At 56.5% G+C, this 15,769-nt stretch carries 16 protein-coding genes and 1 other annotated feature; of the genes, 7 read left to right on the top strand and 9 right to left on the bottom strand.

All coding sequences use genetic code 11. The features are described 5' to 3' along the window. Positions 1 to 398: 398 nt before the first annotated feature. From clpB to rluD, 3 genes are all read right to left on the bottom strand, one after another. Positions 399 to 2,972 (bottom strand): ATP-dependent chaperone ClpB, encoded by a 2,574-nt coding sequence (clpB, locus tag ACLH1U_RS22250; protein WP_004206837.1) that lies wholly within the window; start codon positions 2,970 to 2,972, stop codon positions 399 to 401. Between the two features lie 128 nt (positions 2,973 to 3,100). Then, the gene (gene yfiH, locus ACLH1U_RS22245; RefSeq protein WP_023290680.1) at positions 3,101 to 3,832 is read right to left on the bottom strand and encodes a purine nucleoside phosphorylase YfiH; all 732 of its coding nucleotides are present in this window, start codon (positions 3,830 to 3,832) and stop codon (positions 3,101 to 3,103) included. Beyond that, positions 3,829 to 4,809, bottom strand: coding sequence for a 23S rRNA pseudouridine(1911/1915/1917) synthase RluD (gene rluD / locus ACLH1U_RS22240; protein WP_023290681.1), 981 nt, complete (start codon positions 4,807 to 4,809; stop codon positions 3,829 to 3,831). The genes yfiH and rluD overlap by 4 nt, the downstream gene beginning before the upstream one ends. Positions 4,810 to 4,940: 131 nt before the next feature. Here rluD and bamD point away from each other — a divergent pair, with 131 nt between their 5' ends. From bamD to pheA, 4 genes are all read left to right on the top strand, one after another. Then, positions 4,941 to 5,678 carry an outer membrane protein assembly factor BamD gene (gene bamD, locus ACLH1U_RS22235; protein WP_004145664.1) on the top strand — a complete coding sequence of 246 codons (738 nt, stop codon included), beginning with the start codon at positions 4,941 to 4,943 and terminating at the stop codon, positions 5,676 to 5,678. A 271-nt stretch (positions 5,679 to 5,949) separates the two neighbouring features. Next, positions 5,950 to 6,285: a ribosome-associated translation inhibitor RaiA gene (gene raiA, locus ACLH1U_RS22230; protein WP_002914111.1), complete on the top strand. Its 336-nt coding sequence runs from the start codon at positions 5,950 to 5,952 to the stop codon at positions 6,283 to 6,285. Between the two features lie 105 nt (positions 6,286 to 6,390). Continuing rightward, positions 6,391 to 6,515, top strand: a sequence feature (Phe leader region). Next, the gene (gene pheL, locus ACLH1U_RS22225; protein WP_100250063.1) at positions 6,392 to 6,439 is read left to right on the top strand and encodes a pheA operon leader peptide PheL; all 48 of its coding nucleotides are present in this window, start codon (positions 6,392 to 6,394) and stop codon (positions 6,437 to 6,439) included. (Overlaps the previous feature by 48 nt.) 24 nt (positions 6,516 to 6,539) lie before the next feature. Further along, positions 6,540 to 7,700 carry a bifunctional chorismate mutase/prephenate dehydratase gene (gene pheA / locus ACLH1U_RS22220; RefSeq protein WP_023290682.1) on the top strand — a complete coding sequence of 387 codons (1,161 nt, stop codon included), beginning with the start codon at positions 6,540 to 6,542 and terminating at the stop codon, positions 7,698 to 7,700. On the opposite strand, the gene ACLH1U_RS22215 is transcribed toward pheA, so the two are convergent. The 3 genes from ACLH1U_RS22215 to aroF all read right to left on the bottom strand — a co-directional run bounded on the left by ACLH1U_RS22215 (position 7,697) and on the right by aroF (position 10,833). Then, the gene (locus tag ACLH1U_RS22215; RefSeq protein ID WP_411299466.1) at positions 7,697 to 8,569 is read right to left on the bottom strand and encodes an SMP-30/gluconolactonase/LRE family protein; all 873 of its coding nucleotides are present in this window, start codon (positions 8,567 to 8,569) and stop codon (positions 7,697 to 7,699) included. The two genes, pheA and ACLH1U_RS22215, sit on opposite strands and share 4 nt — an antisense overlap. Before the next feature lie 62 nt (positions 8,570 to 8,631). Next, positions 8,632 to 9,753: a bifunctional chorismate mutase/prephenate dehydrogenase gene (gene tyrA / locus ACLH1U_RS22210; protein WP_004206843.1), complete on the bottom strand. Its 1,122-nt coding sequence runs from the start codon at positions 9,751 to 9,753 to the stop codon at positions 8,632 to 8,634. Positions 9,754 to 9,762: 9 nt separating this feature from the next. Continuing rightward, the gene (aroF, locus tag ACLH1U_RS22205) at positions 9,763 to 10,833 is read right to left on the bottom strand and encodes a 3-deoxy-7-phosphoheptulonate synthase AroF (protein WP_064157707.1); all 1,071 of its coding nucleotides are present in this window, start codon (positions 10,831 to 10,833) and stop codon (positions 9,763 to 9,765) included. A 342-nt stretch (positions 10,834 to 11,175) separates the two neighbouring features. Here aroF and ACLH1U_RS22200 point away from each other — a divergent pair, with 342 nt between their 5' ends. The 3 genes from ACLH1U_RS22200 to ACLH1U_RS22190 are packed head-to-tail and all read left to right on the top strand — an operon-like array spanning position 11,176 to position 13,397. Then, a complete protein-coding gene (locus tag ACLH1U_RS22200) occupies positions 11,176 to 11,685 on the top strand; it encodes a YfiR family protein (protein ID WP_023290685.1) in 510 nt (169 codons plus the stop codon). Beyond that, positions 11,678 to 12,901 (top strand): diguanylate cyclase DgcN, encoded by a 1,224-nt coding sequence (gene dgcN / locus ACLH1U_RS22195; protein ID WP_023290686.1) that lies wholly within the window; start codon positions 11,678 to 11,680, stop codon positions 12,899 to 12,901. The genes ACLH1U_RS22200 and dgcN overlap by 8 nt, the downstream gene beginning before the upstream one ends. 13 nt (positions 12,902 to 12,914) lie before the next feature. Then, positions 12,915 to 13,397, top strand: coding sequence for an OmpA family protein (locus tag ACLH1U_RS22190; RefSeq protein WP_023290687.1), 483 nt, complete (start codon positions 12,915 to 12,917; stop codon positions 13,395 to 13,397). A gap of 8 nt (positions 13,398 to 13,405) precedes the next feature. Here the strand turns inward: ACLH1U_RS22190 and ACLH1U_RS22185 are convergent, their stop codons facing one another. From ACLH1U_RS22185 to rplS, 3 genes are all read right to left on the bottom strand, one after another. Further along, on the bottom strand, positions 13,406 to 14,764 hold the full coding sequence (locus tag ACLH1U_RS22185; RefSeq protein WP_411299465.1) for a PepSY-associated TM helix domain-containing protein: 1,359 nt from the start codon (positions 14,762 to 14,764) through the stop codon (positions 13,406 to 13,408). A gap of 57 nt (positions 14,765 to 14,821) precedes the next feature. Next, positions 14,822 to 15,280, bottom strand: coding sequence for a DUF2946 domain-containing protein (locus tag ACLH1U_RS22180; RefSeq protein WP_032453748.1), 459 nt, complete (start codon positions 15,278 to 15,280; stop codon positions 14,822 to 14,824). A 119-nt stretch (positions 15,281 to 15,399) separates the two neighbouring features. Beyond that, positions 15,400 to 15,747: a 50S ribosomal protein L19 gene (rplS, locus tag ACLH1U_RS22175; RefSeq protein ID WP_002914145.1), complete on the bottom strand. Its 348-nt coding sequence runs from the start codon at positions 15,745 to 15,747 to the stop codon at positions 15,400 to 15,402. Between the last annotated feature and the right edge of the window lie 22 nt (positions 15,748 to 15,769).

Genomic DNA, 15,769 nt, shown 5'->3' with positions numbered 1-15,769 from the left:
ATTTTTCGTCCGAGGACGTTAAGAATCCATGTCACTTTGAGTGCCCACACAGATTGTCTGATAAATTGTTAAAGAGCAGTTGCGACGCGCTTTAGCGCTCTGTCGCGAGGTCCCGTATAATACGTTTTCCTCATTCAGAGTCAAGCGCTTATTTTGCTTTTCTCTGTCGGTTTTCAACGTTGCTTTCGCTGTTGAATCCTGCTGTCCCGGCGGCTTGCTTGCCGTTGTTCCGTGTCAGTGGAGGCGCATTATAGGGGGTAATTCTGAAGTGACAAGGATAAATTCAAAAAAAGAATTCAACCGCTCACTTTTCAACCAAATCAGGTATTGAGCTTTAATTCTTGCCTGGTTTTTAAACAAAAACGAGCCCGCTGGGCCCGTTTTTGTCGTTTTGTGACTTACTGCACTGCCACGATACGGTCGTCTTTCACTACCAGCTCGACGGTTTTACCCGGAATCAGCTCACCAGAAAGGATCTGCTGGGCTAACGGGTTCTCAATCTGCTGCTGAATAGCGCGTTTCAGTGGCCGCGCGCCGTATACCGGATCGTACCCGTTGGCGCTTAGCAGCTTCAGCGCCTCATCAGACATCCGCACTTCATATCCGCGCTCTTCCAGACGTTTATACAGACGCTGCAGCTGGATCTGGGCAATAGAAGCAATGTGTTTCTCACCCAGCGGATGGAAGACCACCACTTCATCGATACGGTTGATGAACTCCGGACGGAAGTTCTGGCTGACCACTCCCAGCACCAGGTCTTTCATATGTCCGTAATCCAGCTCGCCGAACCGTTCCTGAATCAGATCGGAACCGAGGTTCGAGGTCATGATGACCACCGTATTACGGAAGTCGACCGTTCTCCCCTGCCCATCGGTGAGGCGCCCGTCGTCGAGTACCTGCAGCAGAATGTTGAACACATCCGGGTGCGCTTTTTCCACTTCATCCAGCAGGATGACGGAATAAGGACGACGGCGCACCGCCTCGGTCAGGTAACCGCCCTCTTCATAACCGACGTATCCCGGAGGCGCACCGACCAGACGCGAGACGGAGTGTTTCTCCATAAACTCGGACATATCGATACGCACCATCGCGTCGTCGCTGTCGAACATAAAGTTAGCCAGCGTTTTACACAGCTCGGTTTTACCGACCCCGGTCGGACCGAGGAACAGGAATGAACCAATCGGTCGGTTCGGATCGGATAGCCCGGCACGGCTGCGGCGAATCGCGTTAGATACCGCTTCAACCGCCTCATCCTGGCCAATTACCCGATGATGCAGTTCCTGCTCCATACGCAGCAGTTTGTCACGCTCGCTTTCCATCATGCGGGAGACAGGGATACCGGTCCAGCGGGCCAGCACTTCGGCGATTTCAGCATCCGTCACTTTATTACGCAGCAGACGCATGGTTTTCCCTTCGGACTGAGTGGCTGCCGCCAGCTGTTTCTCCAGTTCCGGAATTTTGCCGTACTGCAGCTCAGACATCCGCGCCAGGTCACCGACGCGACGCGCCTGTTCGATGGCGATTTTCGCCTGCTCCAGCTCGGCTTTGATGGTCTGAGTGCCGGAGAGGGACGCTTTTTCCGCTTTCCACTCTTCTTCCAGCACCGAGTACTGCCGTTCTTTATCCGCCAGCTCCTCGTTGAGCATATCAAGGCGCTTCAGACTCGCCTCATCAGACTCTTTCTTCAGCGCCTGCTGCTCCAGTTTCAACTGGATGATACGGCGATCGAGACGGTCCAGCTCTTCCGGCTTCGAGTCGATCTGCATACGGATGCTGGACGCCGCCTCATCGATAAGGTCGATGGCTTTATCCGGCAGCTGACGGTCGGCAATGTAACGATGCGACAAGGTCGCCGCCGCCACGATTGCCGGGTCAGTGATCTGCACGTGGTGGTGCAGTTCATAACGTTCTTTCAGGCCGCGCAGAATAGCGATGGTATCTTCTACCGATGGCTCGGCGACGAACACTTTCTGGAAGCGGCGCTCCAGCGCAGCGTCTTTTTCAATGTACTGACGGTATTCGTCAAGCGTCGTCGCCCCGACGCAGTGCAGTTCACCACGCGCCAGCGCCGGCTTCAGCATGTTGCCTGCATCCATCGCGCCATCGGCTTTACCGGCGCCAACCATGGTATGCAGTTCATCGATAAACAGAATGACGTTGCCTTCCTGTTTCGACAGATCGGTCAGCACGCCTTTCAGACGCTCTTCAAACTCACCGCGGTATTTCGCCCCGGCCACCAGCGCGCCCATATCCAGCGCCAGCACCCGGCGGCCTTTCAGCCCTTCCGGCACTTCGCCGTTGACGATACGCTGCGCCAGGCCTTCGACGATAGCGGTTTTCCCCACCCCGGGTTCACCAATCAGCACCGGATTGTTTTTGGTACGGCGCTGCAGTACCTGAATGGTACGGCGGATCTCTTCATCACGGCCGATAACCGGGTCCAGCTTGCCCTGTTCGGCACGCTCGGTGAGATCGACGGTAAATTTCTTCAATGCCTGACGTTGGTCTTCGGCACCCTGATCGTTCACGCTTTCACCTCCGCGCATTTGTTCAATCGCCTGGGTCACGTTGGCGGTTGTTGCTCCGGCGGATTTTAAAAGGTCGGTCAGCGTACCGCGTGATTCAAGCGCCGCCAGAACAAACAGTTCTGACGAAATAAAATTGTCCTTTTTCTTTTGCGCCAGCTTGTCGCAAAGGTTCAGGATCCGCACTAAATCCTGAGAAGGTTGTACATCGCCGCCGGTGCCTTCCACCTGCGGTAAACGGCTCAGAGCCTGTTCGATGTCAGTGCGCAGTTTCCCGGCATTCACGCCCGCCGAGGTTAATAAAGGACGTACCGATCCCCCTTCCTGATTCAGCAAGGCGCTCATTAAATGAAGAGGTTCGATGAATTGGTTGTCGTGCCCGAGTGCGAGCGACTGGGCATCGGCAAGAGCAAGCTGGAATTTATTGGTAAGACGATCCAGACGCATAACTCCTCCCATAACAGGTCAAATTTGCTACTGGAGATTAAATGAGGTCATCCCTCAATTATTCAAGGTTAAAGACCTGAACTATGCGAAAAATAAGTTTGCCTTCTGGATCGTCTTGATTCTCTAGGTTATATCAGCCAAATGAAACTTGCCATACGACCGGTGGTCTTGTCGCGCCGGTAAGAGAAAAAATCATCCTTTTCGCTTAGCGTGCAGCGATCGCCGCCGAAAATCTGCTCAACGCCGACGTTTGCCAGACGCTGCCGAGCCAGTTGGTAGATATCAGCAAAATATTTTTCGCCTGCCGGACGAAAAGCACGGTGCGCATTCTCATCCTTCGCCATAAAAGCGTCGCGAACTTCTGGCCCCACCTCAAACGCCTGCGGACCGATGGCGGGCCCCAGCCACGCCATAATGTTTTCGGCTTTATCGGCGAAACGGGCGACCGTCTCTTCCAGAACCCCTTCGCATAAGCCGCGCCATCCCGCATGCGCCGCGGCGACCTCGGTACCGGCGCGGTTACAGAACAGGACCGGCAGGCAGTCAGCGGTCATCACCGCGCAGACAGTCCCTGGCGTACGGCTATAAGAGGCATCCGCGCGTTTCGACGGATAGGGTCCGCCGTCCAGCGTGAGCACATCGGTACCATGAACCTGCTCCAGCCAAACCGGGTAAGACGGCAAGCCGCCGGCGGCAAACATCCGCCGCCGGTTTTCTTCGACATGCTGCAGATTGTCGCCGCAATGGGCGCCCAGATTGAGCGAGTCATAGGGCGGCAGACTCACGCCGCCGATGCGGGTAGAACTACAGGCCGCCACGCTGCCGGGCATTGGCCACTGCGGTACAATCAGTTTAGTCATAACCAGTCAATATCGTCCTTATGGGCTTCAAAATCGGCGCGCATCGCCTCGATGAGCTCGACCATATCTTGTGGGATGGGCGCATGCCACTCCATTTCAATACCGGTAATCGGATGGTACAGACGCAGCATGGTGGCGTGCAGCGCCTGGCGGTCGAATTTACGCAGCGCGGTGATGAATTCCTCCGACGCGCCCTTCGGCGGACGCGGGCGGCCGCCATACACCTGGTCGCCTACCAGCGGATGGGTAATATGCGACATATGCACGCGGATCTGATGCGTACGCCCGGTTTCCAGACGCAGGCGCAGACGGGTATGAATGCGAAAATGTTCCATAATGCGGTAGTGGGTCACCGCCGGCTTGCCCATAGGGTGCACCGCCATATGGGTACGCTTGGTCGGGTGACGGCTGATCGGCTCTTCCACCGTACCGCCGGCGGTCATATGACCGATCGCCACCGCTTCGTACTCACGGGTGATCTCGCGCAGCTGCAGCGACTCCACCAGCCGGGTTTGCGCTGGAATGGTTTTCGCCACCACCATCAGACCGGTGGTGTCTTTATCCAGACGGTGGACGATACCCGCACGCGGCACATCGGCAATAGGCGGATAGTAGTGCAGCAGCGCATTCAGCACAGTACCGTCGGGGTTGCCCGCGCCAGGATGTACAACCAGATCGCGCGGTTTGTTGATCACGAGGATGTCGTCATCTTCGTAAACGATATTGAGCGGAATATCCTGCGGCTGGAAGCGCGCCTCTTCTTCGATTTCCACATCGATAGCGATGCGTTCTCCCCCCAGCACTTTTTCTTTCGGTTTATCGCCAATGGCGCCATTGACTAATACGCGTTGGTCGAGGATCCATTCTTTTATCCGCGATCGCGAATAATCAGGGAACAATTCGGCCAAAGCCTGATCTAAGCGTTGACCGAGTTGATTTTCGGTCACCGTTGCGGTGAGTTGTACTCGTTGTGCCATATACAGCTTCTTCGTTTAACGTTGGGTTTTACGGCTTTGCCGTTTAATATAGTGTGCTATTGTAGCTGGTCTTAATCGGGAGCAGGAACAGAGATTCTCCCGCATAAACATTTTGAGGAAGTCAAAACGTCATGACGCGCATGAAATACCTGGTGGCAGCCGCCACACTGAGCCTGGCTTTGGTGGGTTGCTCCGGCTCTAAGGAAGAGGTGCCTGATAATCCGCCGAATGAAATCTACGCGACCGCCCAGCAAAAACTGCAGGACGGTAACTGGAAACAGGCGATAACGCAACTGGAAGCGTTGGATAACCGTTATCCATTCGGCCCTTATTCCCAACAGGTACAGCTGGATCTGATTTATGCGTATTACAAAAACGCCGATCTGCCGCTGGCTCAGGCCGCCATCGATCGCTTCATGCGCTTGAACCCCACCCATCCGAACATCGACTACGTCATCTATATGCGCGGCCTGACCAACATGGCTCTGGATGACAGCGCCCTGCAGGGCTTCTTCGGCGTCGATCGTTCCGACCGCGATCCGCAGCACGCGCGCGATGCCTTCAATGACTTCTCCAAACTGGTACGTGGCTACCCGAACAGCCAGTATGCCACTGACGCCTATAAGCGCATGGTGTTCCTGAAAGATCGCCTGGCGAAGTATGAGCTGTCGGTGGTGGATTACTACACCGACCGCGGCGCATGGGTTGCCGTCGTTAACCGCGTGGAAGGTATGATGCGTAACTATCCGGATACCCAGGCCACCCGCGATGCCCTGCCGAAGATGGAAAACGCCTATCGTCAAATGCAGATGAACGCTCAGGCGGACAAAGTCGCGAAGATTATCGCCGCGAACAGCAAGAATACCTGAGCCTGATTCATAGATCGCAAACGGCAGCCACTGGCTGCCGTTTTTTTATCCATTATCCTGGCTAGCTGAAGCGGTTTAGCGCCGGGTTAACTCATCAAATATGGCCTGCTTTGTCGGGTTCGACAAGTAAAATCTCATCTCTTCCTGCCCTGTCTCACAAAATGAATTCGTTGACAAAAAGTGACAATAGAATGTGATTTAGATCACACATTTTGACATTGGGAAAGGTATGCTGGATTCACCAAGACGGGAAAGACAAGAGGTAAAATTTATGACAATGAACATTACCAGTAAACAAATGGAAATTACTCCGGCAATCCGCCAGCATGTCGCAGACCGTCTCGCCAAACTGGATAAGTGGCAAACTCATTTAATTAACCCGCACATCATTCTGTCTAAGGAGCCGCAGGGTTTTATCGCTGACGCAACCATTAACACGCCAAACGGCCATCTGGTTGCCAGTGCGCGTCATGAAGATATGTACGCCGCCATTAACGAATTGATCAACAAGCTGGAACGGCAGCTCAATAAAGTGCAACACAAAGGGGAAGCCCGCCGCGCCGCGACGTCGGTGAAAGAGGCAGGCTTTGTGGAAGAAGAAGAGTAATCCTTAACTTAAGTTGTGTCATGCCACGCGCCTTCGGGCGCGTTTTTTATTGACAGAGTGAAAACAGTACAGGTACTGTAATCCCCACTACTTAAAGGAATTCATCATGAAACTCGTCCCGTTCTTCTTCGCATTCTTTTTTACCTTCCCCTGACCGGGAGGCAATTCGTCGTATAAGAAAGAATGCGAAGACGAACAATAAGGCCTCCCACCCGGGAGGCCTTTTTTATTTGATAACAACAAAGGCAACATCTATGACCGAGGAAAACCCATTACTGGCGCTGCGCGACAAGATAAGCGCGCTGGATGAGAAACTGCTTGCTCTGCTGGCGGAGCGTCGCGGGCTGGCTGTTGAGGTTGGTAAAGCCAAACTGGCCTCCCATCGTCCGGTGCGTGATATTGACCGCGAACGCGATCTGCTGGAGCGTCTGATGACCCTCGGCAAGCGTCATAATCTGGATGCACACTACATCACCCGCCTGTTCCAGCTGATTATCGAAGACTCTGTTCTGACCCAGCAAACCCTGCTGCAGCAGCATTTGAATAAAATTAACCCGCATTCGGCTCGCGTGGCGTTCCTCGGTCCCAAAGGCTCTTATTCGCATCTGGCGGCGCGTCAGTACGCCGCTCGCCACTTTGAGCAGTTTATTGAAAGCGGCTGCGCGAAGTTCGCCGATATTTTTAATCAGGTGGAGACCGGTCAGGCCGATTACGCCGTAGTGCCGATTGAAAACACCAGCTCCGGCGGGATCAACGACGTCTACGATCTGCTGCAGCACACCAGCCTGTCGATCGTTGGCGAACTGACGATCCCTATCGATCATTGCGTACTGGTCAGCACCTCGACGGATGCCGATAAAATTCAGACCGTCTACAGCCATCCGCAGCCGTTCCAGCAGTGTAGCCAGTATCTGAGTCGCTACCCGCACTGGAAGATTGAATATACCGAGAGCACCTCAGCGGCGATGGAAAAAGTCGCGCAGGCGAACTCCCCGGCCGTCGCGGCACTGGGCAGCGAAGCGGGCGGCGCCCTGTACGGTCTGCAGGTGCTGGAGCACTGCCAGGCCAACCAGACGCAGAATATTACGCGCTTCCTCGTTCTGGCGCGCAAAGCGGTGAACGTCTCCGATCAGGTTCCGGCGAAGACCACGCTGTTAATGGCGACCGGTCAGCAGGCGGGCGCCCTGGTGGAGGCCTTACTGGTGCTGCGCAATCACAATCTGATCATGACCAAACTGGAGTCTCGCCCAATCCATGGCAATCCATGGGAAGAGATGTTTTATCTCGATATTCAGGCAAACCTGGACTCGCTGCCCATGCGCAAGGCGCTGAAGGAGCTGGCGGAGATCACCCGCTCCATGAAGGTTCTCGGTTGCTACCCCAGCGAAAACGTCGTGCCGGTGGATCCGGTTTAGCGTTCGCGGAACGGCAATTTCTTCATCCCTGCCACCGCCACCGGCAGGGTGAAGATAGCGCCGGACAGCGGATACTGCGCCAGCTCATCGTCCGCCATGTTTTCCCGGGTGGTGGTGATGTAGAGCGTTTTCATATCCGCCCCGCCAAAGCAGACCATCGTCGGGCAACGTACCGGCATCGGGTAGGACTCCAGCTCCTCACCCTGCGGAGAGAAACGAGCGATCCGCCAGCCGTCAAACATTGCGCTCCAGTAACATCCCTCCACGTCAATCGCCGCCCCGTCCGGGATCCCTTCGCCCGGCAGAAAACGGCGAAAGACTTCGCGCCGGCCAGGCTCACCCTGCTCATCCAGCGGCGTACGGTAAATCACGGCGTTCGGCGTATCGGAGGTATACATCCAGCGCCGGTCGGCGCTAAACGCCAGACCGTTGGCGCCATGGATGTCGCACTGGATCACCGTCGGCTTCAGGTCGTTATCGACCCGCATCAGCAGCGCGCCGTTGTAATCCCCCGGGCCCCAGAAGGTGCCGGCATAAAAGCGCCCGTCGCGATCGGTCCCGCCGTCGTTAAAGCGCGCCAGTTCCGGGTTGCTCGGGTTATCGCAGACTTTCCGCCGCAGCAGACCGTGGGTGTCGGTCAGCCAGATACCGCTGCGCAATGCAACGATAAAACCGCCCTTCTCGCGCAGGGAAAAACAGCCGACCTCCTCCGGAAACTGCAGCACCTGGTGTTCGCCGCTGCGGGTATCGTAGCGGTGAATTTCACATTTCATGATATCGGCCCAGTAGAGGGCCTGCTCTGCCTCACTCCAGGTCGGGCATTCCGGCAGGTATCCGGTGTAGTCAAACAGCGGTTGTGGTTCAGCCATCGTTGTCATCCCTATAAAAAAAGCCAGCGGTCGCTGGCTTTATTGTATACATCTTTTTCGCTTTACTGCCGATTATCGTTCGCCTGACGCAGCAGCGTGCGGCTCTCGCTCTGGAAACGCTGGGCGTAATCGCCAAACCAGTGTTCGACTTTACGGAAGCTATCGATAAACGCCTGCTTATCGCCCTGCTCCAGCAGACCGATCGCCTCGCCAAACCGCTGGTAGTAGCGCTTAATCAGCGCCAGGTTGTTTTCCGAGGACATAATAATGTCGGCGTAGAGCTGCGGATCCTGGGCAAACAGACGGCCCACCATCGCCAGCTCCAGCCGGTAAATGGGTGACGAGAGCGCCAGCAACTGCTCAAGGCGCACATTCTCTTCCGCCAGATGCAGACCATAGGCGAAGGTGGCAAAGTGGCGCAGCGCCTGAATAAAGGCCATGTTCTGATCGTGCTCCACCGCGCTGATGCGATGCAGGCGCGCGCCCCAGACCTGAATTTGCTCGAGGAACCACTGATAGGCCTCCGGCTGGCGGCCATCGCAATAGACCACCACCTGCTTGGCAAGGCTGCCGCTGTCCGGACCGAACATCGGGTGCAGGCCGAGTACCGGGCCCTGATGCGCCGCCAGCATCGCCTGCAGCGGCTCTGCTTTAACCGAGGCAAGGTCGACCAGAATGCAATCCGCCGGCAGCGGCGGCAGCCTGGCGATCGTCTCCACGGTGGTGTGAATCGGCACGCTGACAATGACCATACCGGCATCGGCGACGATATCCGTCGCCCGCGCCCAGTCCTCTTTTTCCAGAATGCGCACCTGGTAGCCGGACAGCGTTAACATCTTCTCAAACAGACGCCCCATCTGCCCGCCGCCGCCGACGATCACCACCGGCCGCAGATTCGGGTAAAGGGTTTTGAAGCCTTTGTCGTTTTCGCTGGAATAGGATTCCCGCATCACGCGACGCAGAACGTCCTCGATCAGATCCGGCGGAACGCCAAGCGCAGCCGCCTCTTCACGCCGGGAGGCGAGCATCGCCGCCTCGCGTTCCGGGACGTAAATCGGCAGGCCATACTGGCTCTTCACCTCGCCGACTTCGGCCACCAGTTCCAGGCGCTTAGCCAGCAGGCTAAGCAACGCTTTATCCACTTCATCAATTTGATCGCGTAACGCGGTCAGTTCAGCAACCATACTTTCCTCTTACACCAAACGGGCCGCCAGGTGGCCGCGGAGATCCTTATCCAGTTCACGCAGCAGCGCATCGGTGGTTTCCCAGCTGATGCAGGCATCCGTTACCGAAACGCCATATTTCATCGACTCACGCGGCTGTTCAGAGGACTGATTGCCCTCGTGGATATTACTCTCGATCATCAGGCCGATAATGGAGCGATTGCCATCTTTGATCTGCGCGACAACGGATTCAGCCACGGCCGGCTGGCGGCGGAAATCTTTATTGGAGTTCCCATGACTGCAATCTACCATCAGCGACGGCTTCAGTCCCGCCTGCGCCATCTCTTTTTCACATTTCTCCACATCTTCCGGACCGTAGTTCGGCGCCTTACCGCCGCGGAGGATCACATGGCCGTTCGGGTTACCCTGCGTTTGCAGCAGGCAGACCTGCCCGGCCTGGTTGATACCGACGAAGCGGTGCGGCATCGCCGCGGCGCGCATGGCGTTGATAGCCGTGGCCAGGCTACCGTCGGTGCCATTTTTAAAGCCTACCGGCATGGAAAGACCAGAGGCCATTTCGCGGTGCGTCTGAGATTCCGTGGTTCGCGCGCCGATAGCGGACCAGCTGAACAGATCCCCAAGGTACTGCGGGCTGTTGGGATCCAGCGCTTCCGTCGCCAGCGGCAGTCCCATATTCACAAGCTCGACCAGCAGACGACGCGCAATCTTCAGGCCGCCTTCAACATCAAACGAACCATCCATATGCGGATCGTTAATCAGCCCCTTCCAGCCGACGGTGGTACGGGGTTTTTCAAAATAGACGCGCATCACCAGGTAGAGGCTATCGCTGACCTCTGCGGCAAGGGCTTTAAACCGACGAGCATATTCGATCGCCGCTTCCGGATCGTGAATGGAGCAAGGACCGCAGACCACCAGCAGGCGCGGATCGCGACCGGCGATGATATTGGAGATGGTTTCACGGGCGTGCGCGATCTGCGCTTCCTGTTCAACGCTCAGGGGGAATTCCGCCTTCAGTTGCTCCGGGGTCATTAATACATGTTCGTCGGTAATATGTACGTTGTTCAGCGCGTCTTTTTGCATGATTGCGATCCTGTGTAGCTCGTTTGCGATAAGGGTTGCCTCAGCGGGCATGACGTAACGATACCATACGAAGTAAAGAATTCAATCCATAATCCGTAAATTTTACTTTACATCGATAAATTAATTGGCCCTTACAGCGGCATTAACCGTACAATAATATTTACAGATAATGAAATCGCGCCAAAATCGCTCGCCAGCGCCATCGGCATTACGAAAAATCCTGGTGAGATTTGTCCCAAAGCAAAGGGCGCATCTAATGACGGGTTTTGCTATCAGTGGTATTCTTCGCCGGGCATCGGCAGCGGCTATTCCCGCGCTATGGCGAATTTGACGGAAGCGTTAATGACAGTATTACACCGTCTTTTATTGACTGTATTTTTTCTCATCGCGGTATCTCCTGTTTTTGCTGCCGGACCTTCAGAACATGTTCGCGCTATTGTTTCCGGGATCGTGACCTACACCCGTTGGCCGTCATTAACAGGGGCGCCGAAGCTATGCATTTTTGCCTCATCACGCTTCACCCATAGCCTGGCTCATGAAGCGCCGGATGCATTGCCTTATCAACCGGTGATAGTACGTAATAGTGAAGAAGCGTTAAAAACGACCTGCGATGGTTTTTATTTTGGCAGCGAAACGCCGACCCAACAGTCGGAATTAACTCGCCGCTATGGCTCGAGGCCGCTGTTACTCATCGCAGAACAAAATACGGATTGCTCAATTGGTAGCGCGTTTTGCCTGATCATCAACGACGACAGGGTCCGCTTCTCCGTTAATCTGGACGTTCTGACGCACAGCGGGGTTCGGGTTAACCCGGACGTCCTGATGCTTGCCCGGAAGAAACCACATGAATAAGGACTTTTCACAGACATCGCGCCCGACGTTCAAACGCGCGCTGCGTCGCATTAGCGTGATAAGCGTGGTGATCTCCATGACGCTGGTCTGGCTGCTGCTGAGCACGGCCTCTATTTTCACGCTCAAGCAGTACGCGCAGAAAAATCTTGAGCTCACTGCCGCGACCATGGGCCGCAGCCTCGAAGCCGCCCTGGTGTTTGGCGACAGCGCGGCAGCAGAGGAGACCCTCGCTTCGCTGGGGAAGCAAGGGCAGATTTCCCAGGCGATCGTGCTCAACGGCCAGAAGCAGCACTTCGCCGCCTGGCGCCACGAACCGCTGGCCAACAAAGAACAAGTGAGCGGCCTTATCAGTAAATGGCTGTTTCCGGAGCCCACGGTGCAGCCCATCTGGCACCAGGGGAAACAAATCGGCGAGCTGCGACTGACCGCGCTTGACGAACTGATTAGCCACTTTCTCGGCATCTCGATTCTGGTACTGACCGGCAGCATTCTGCTCGCCTCGTTCATCGGCCTGCTGCTGACCCACTCCCTGCACCGGGGGATCGTCGCCGCCCTGCAGAGCATTACCGAGGTCGTGCATGATATTCGCGAAAACCGCCACTTCTCCCGGCGGGTGCCGGAGGAGCGTATCGAGGAGTTCCATCTGTTTGCCCAGGACTTTAACAGTCTGCTGGGGGAGATGGAGGACTGGCAGCGCCAGTTGCAGGCCAAAAATGCTCAGCTGTTGCGCAGCTCGTTACACGATCCGTTGACCGGCCTGGCTAACCGCGCCGCCTTTCGCAACGCGCTCGCCGAGCTGATGAAAAATGAAGTGGATCACCAGACCTCAGCGTTACTGTTTCTCGATGGCGATAACTTCAAATTGATCAATGACAACTGGGGACATGCGGCGGGCGATAAAGTGCTGATGGAAGTCGCCAGCCGCCTGATGACTTTCGCCGGTAAACGCCATCTGGCGTGGCGTCTTGGTGGCGATGAGTTTGCCGTTCTGCTGCGCGAGGTGCGCTCGGAAGCAGAAGTCCAGGCCCTGTGCCAGGCGCTGTCAGAACAATTTCTTCCGCCATTCAACCTGCACAATGGCCATAGCGCCACGCTCTCGCTGAGCGTCGGTTATGCCCTGGCGTGGGAACACGCCACGGCGGAATCACTGCAAGAACTTGCCGATCAGAATATGTATCGGATGAAAAACCAACGTATCCAGCAGATGCTGAAATAATAAAGGACGCATTATGATCAGGAAATATTTCGCCCCCGCCCTGATGGCGGCGGCGCTTTTGACAGGTTGCCAGGCTCCTCAGGGAAAATTTACCCCTGAGCAGGTGGCGGCGATGAAATCTTATGGCTTCACTGAAAGCAATGGCGATTGGTCCCTGGGCTTATCCGATAGCATCCTGTTTGACAAGAATGACTACCGACTACGTCCCGACAGCCGCCAGCAGATCACCCAAATGGCCTCGCGGCTGGCGACAACCGGGATTACACATAGCCGCCTTGAAGGCCACACCGATAATTATGGTGAGGATAGTTATAACGAAGCCCTGTCGCTTAAGCGGGCCAACAGCGTAGCCGATGCCTGGGCGGAAGGCGCCCATATCCCGCGCAGTAATTTAGTCACCCGCGGCCTTGGCAAAAAATACCCGATCGCCAGCAACGATACCGCGGCCGGGCGCGCTGAAAACCGCCGGGTCACGGTGGTCATCAGCACGCCGTAGACGTCCGCTTAATCGCTGGACTTCGCTATCCTCATTGCCGTTGCCGCGCGCCAGCGCAGGTAGTCAACGGCAATGAACAGCACCAGGCTGATCCCCATCAACGGCATGGCCAGCCCCAGGGCTAACGCTATCCCCAGCACCAGCCCACGGGCAGGCCAGGCGAGCGACAGCCATGCCTGCAGCAGGGAATGCGCCGGATCCCAGAGGGCCTGTGGCGGACGGCGTATCCACCACAGCCGGTACCCCACGCCGATGGTTACGCACAGCGCGCAGCCAAACCCCACCAGCAGCAGCTGATTCGCCAGACCAAAGAGGATCCCCATATGGAAATCGACGCCCCAGCGGGTAAGCTTCGCCATCAGCGGAAAGTCGGCAAAATGGGTGCGATCCACCACCTGCATCGTGGCGCCATCGATCGCCACCGCGTCCACCTGCGTCGGCCAGCGGCGGTCAATCTCATTCACCGTCCAGGCGCGTTCGTCTGACACCGGCGGACGGATCTCCAGCCGGCTGGCGTTCAGCCCCGCCTGACGGGCCACCGCCAGCGCCTGGTCAAACTGCGCTGGCTGATGCTGGGTCATGGCCATCGCCTCCCTATGATGCCCGGCATGGGGATCGTGCGCCATCGGCGCCTCACCGTGCAGCAGGGTATTGACCTGCGGCGTCCACCAGCCGAAAGCCGCCCGCATTTTATCCACGTTGCCGCCGGCCCATTGCGACCAGGTCAGGCCGGTGGCGGAGAAGAGCAGCATGCCCAGCAGTAAGCACCAGCCCAACGTCACGTGCAGCCGACGATGATTCTGCAGGGCGTTATTGAGCCGCCGTTTTGGACGCGTCATCGCCCACAGGGCAATGCCCCCCAGGGCGGCCACCCACATCCATGAGGCAGCCAGTTCGCTGTAGAGCCGCCCGCTGTCGCCCAGCAGCAGCGAACGATGCGCATAGTCAATCCACTGCCGCAGCGGCAGGATGCCGCTGGTGCCGTAGACCGTCATATCGCCCTTCACCCGCAGCGCGATCGGATCGACAAAAATGGCCCGGGATTCCGACTCCCCGAGACTCGGATCGGCAAACATAATGCGGGTGATCTCGCCCACCGCGGGGGCCGGACGTACCGCCAGCAGCCGCAGATTACCCTGGGTCGCTTCTTCTGCCACCGCAATCTGGGCGCTGAGCGGCTGCGGGGTGCCTTCGGGAAGGCCATACAGCGCATCGTGATAGAGCCAGTTTTCCAGCTGCGGCGTCGCCACGTACAGCGTGCCGGTCAGGGCAGCGACAAAGATAAACGGTCCGATAAACAGCCCGATATAGAAATGGAGGCGACGCAGCAGGTTCAGCCATGCCGCGCGCGAGGTGCAGGTTGTCATACTTTTCCTTTTTCAAAGCAAAAAGAGGTCGTTGCGCAGTGCGCAGATTCATTTTTATTAAAGGGAAAAAGCAGACAGCCGCGGCGGGGCGCGGGTTTCGGGGTAGAGCCAGGGAAAGTAACGCCAGTGTTTTAATACCGGCCGAGAAGCCGGCAGGCGAATGCGCCGCAGGAGCATGGCGACGAACAGCGCCAGCGCGAAAAGCAGCCCCGGGACGTGGGCTAACAGCACGCAATAGCCACACGCTTCGGCATGATCCAGCGGCAGTTCGTGTCCGGTATGCGTAGCGCCGTCTGCGCTATGCGTCATCGCCATCTCGTGGCCAGGCATCTGCGCCATACTCGCTGGCGAGCTGTCCATCATCATGGCGTGGTGCATGCCGGGCATGGCGCTCATGGGGTCTTTTTGCAGGGAGACGGAGATCAGGGGAGCCACGACGATCAGCAGGATCGCCAACAGCGCCAGCCAGGCGGCTCGCCGTTTAGGTGTCGTTTGCTGAAAACTGTTGCTGACCACCGCCCCTCCGAATAGAGGGCGTATTGTAAATGATTTACATCACGATGGTTACAACAAAGATAAAAAAAGGGCCGGCCCTGAGGCCAGCCCTTTTTGTCAGGATGTCGCGAAAGCGAATCTTAGTTAAGACGCTCTTTGATACGAGCAGACTTACCAGTGCGCTCACGCAGGTAGTACAGTTTAGCTTTACGTACAGCACCACGACGTTTAACAGCAATGCTGTCAACTACCGGAGAGTGAGTCTGGAAGACACGCTCAACGCCTTCGCCGTTGGAAATTTTGCGAACAGTGAATGCAGAGTGCAGACCGCGGTTACGAATAGCGATAACCACGCCCTCGAATGCCTGCAGACGTTTTTTGGAACCTTCAACAACCCATACTTTCACTTCCACGGTATCACCCGGACGGAAGGAAGGTACGTCCTGCTTCATCTGTTCTTGTTCAAGTTGCTTAATAATGTTGCTCATAATTTAATCTCTTATCCTGGGT

It is taken from the genome of Klebsiella sp. 1SOBk5mer, from assembly GCF_046603115.1.
In the GTDB taxonomy this organism is placed as follows: Bacteria; Pseudomonadota; Gammaproteobacteria; order Enterobacterales; family Enterobacteriaceae; genus Klebsiella; species Klebsiella quasipneumoniae.
This window is presented reverse-complemented; position numbering and strand designations above follow the sequence as displayed.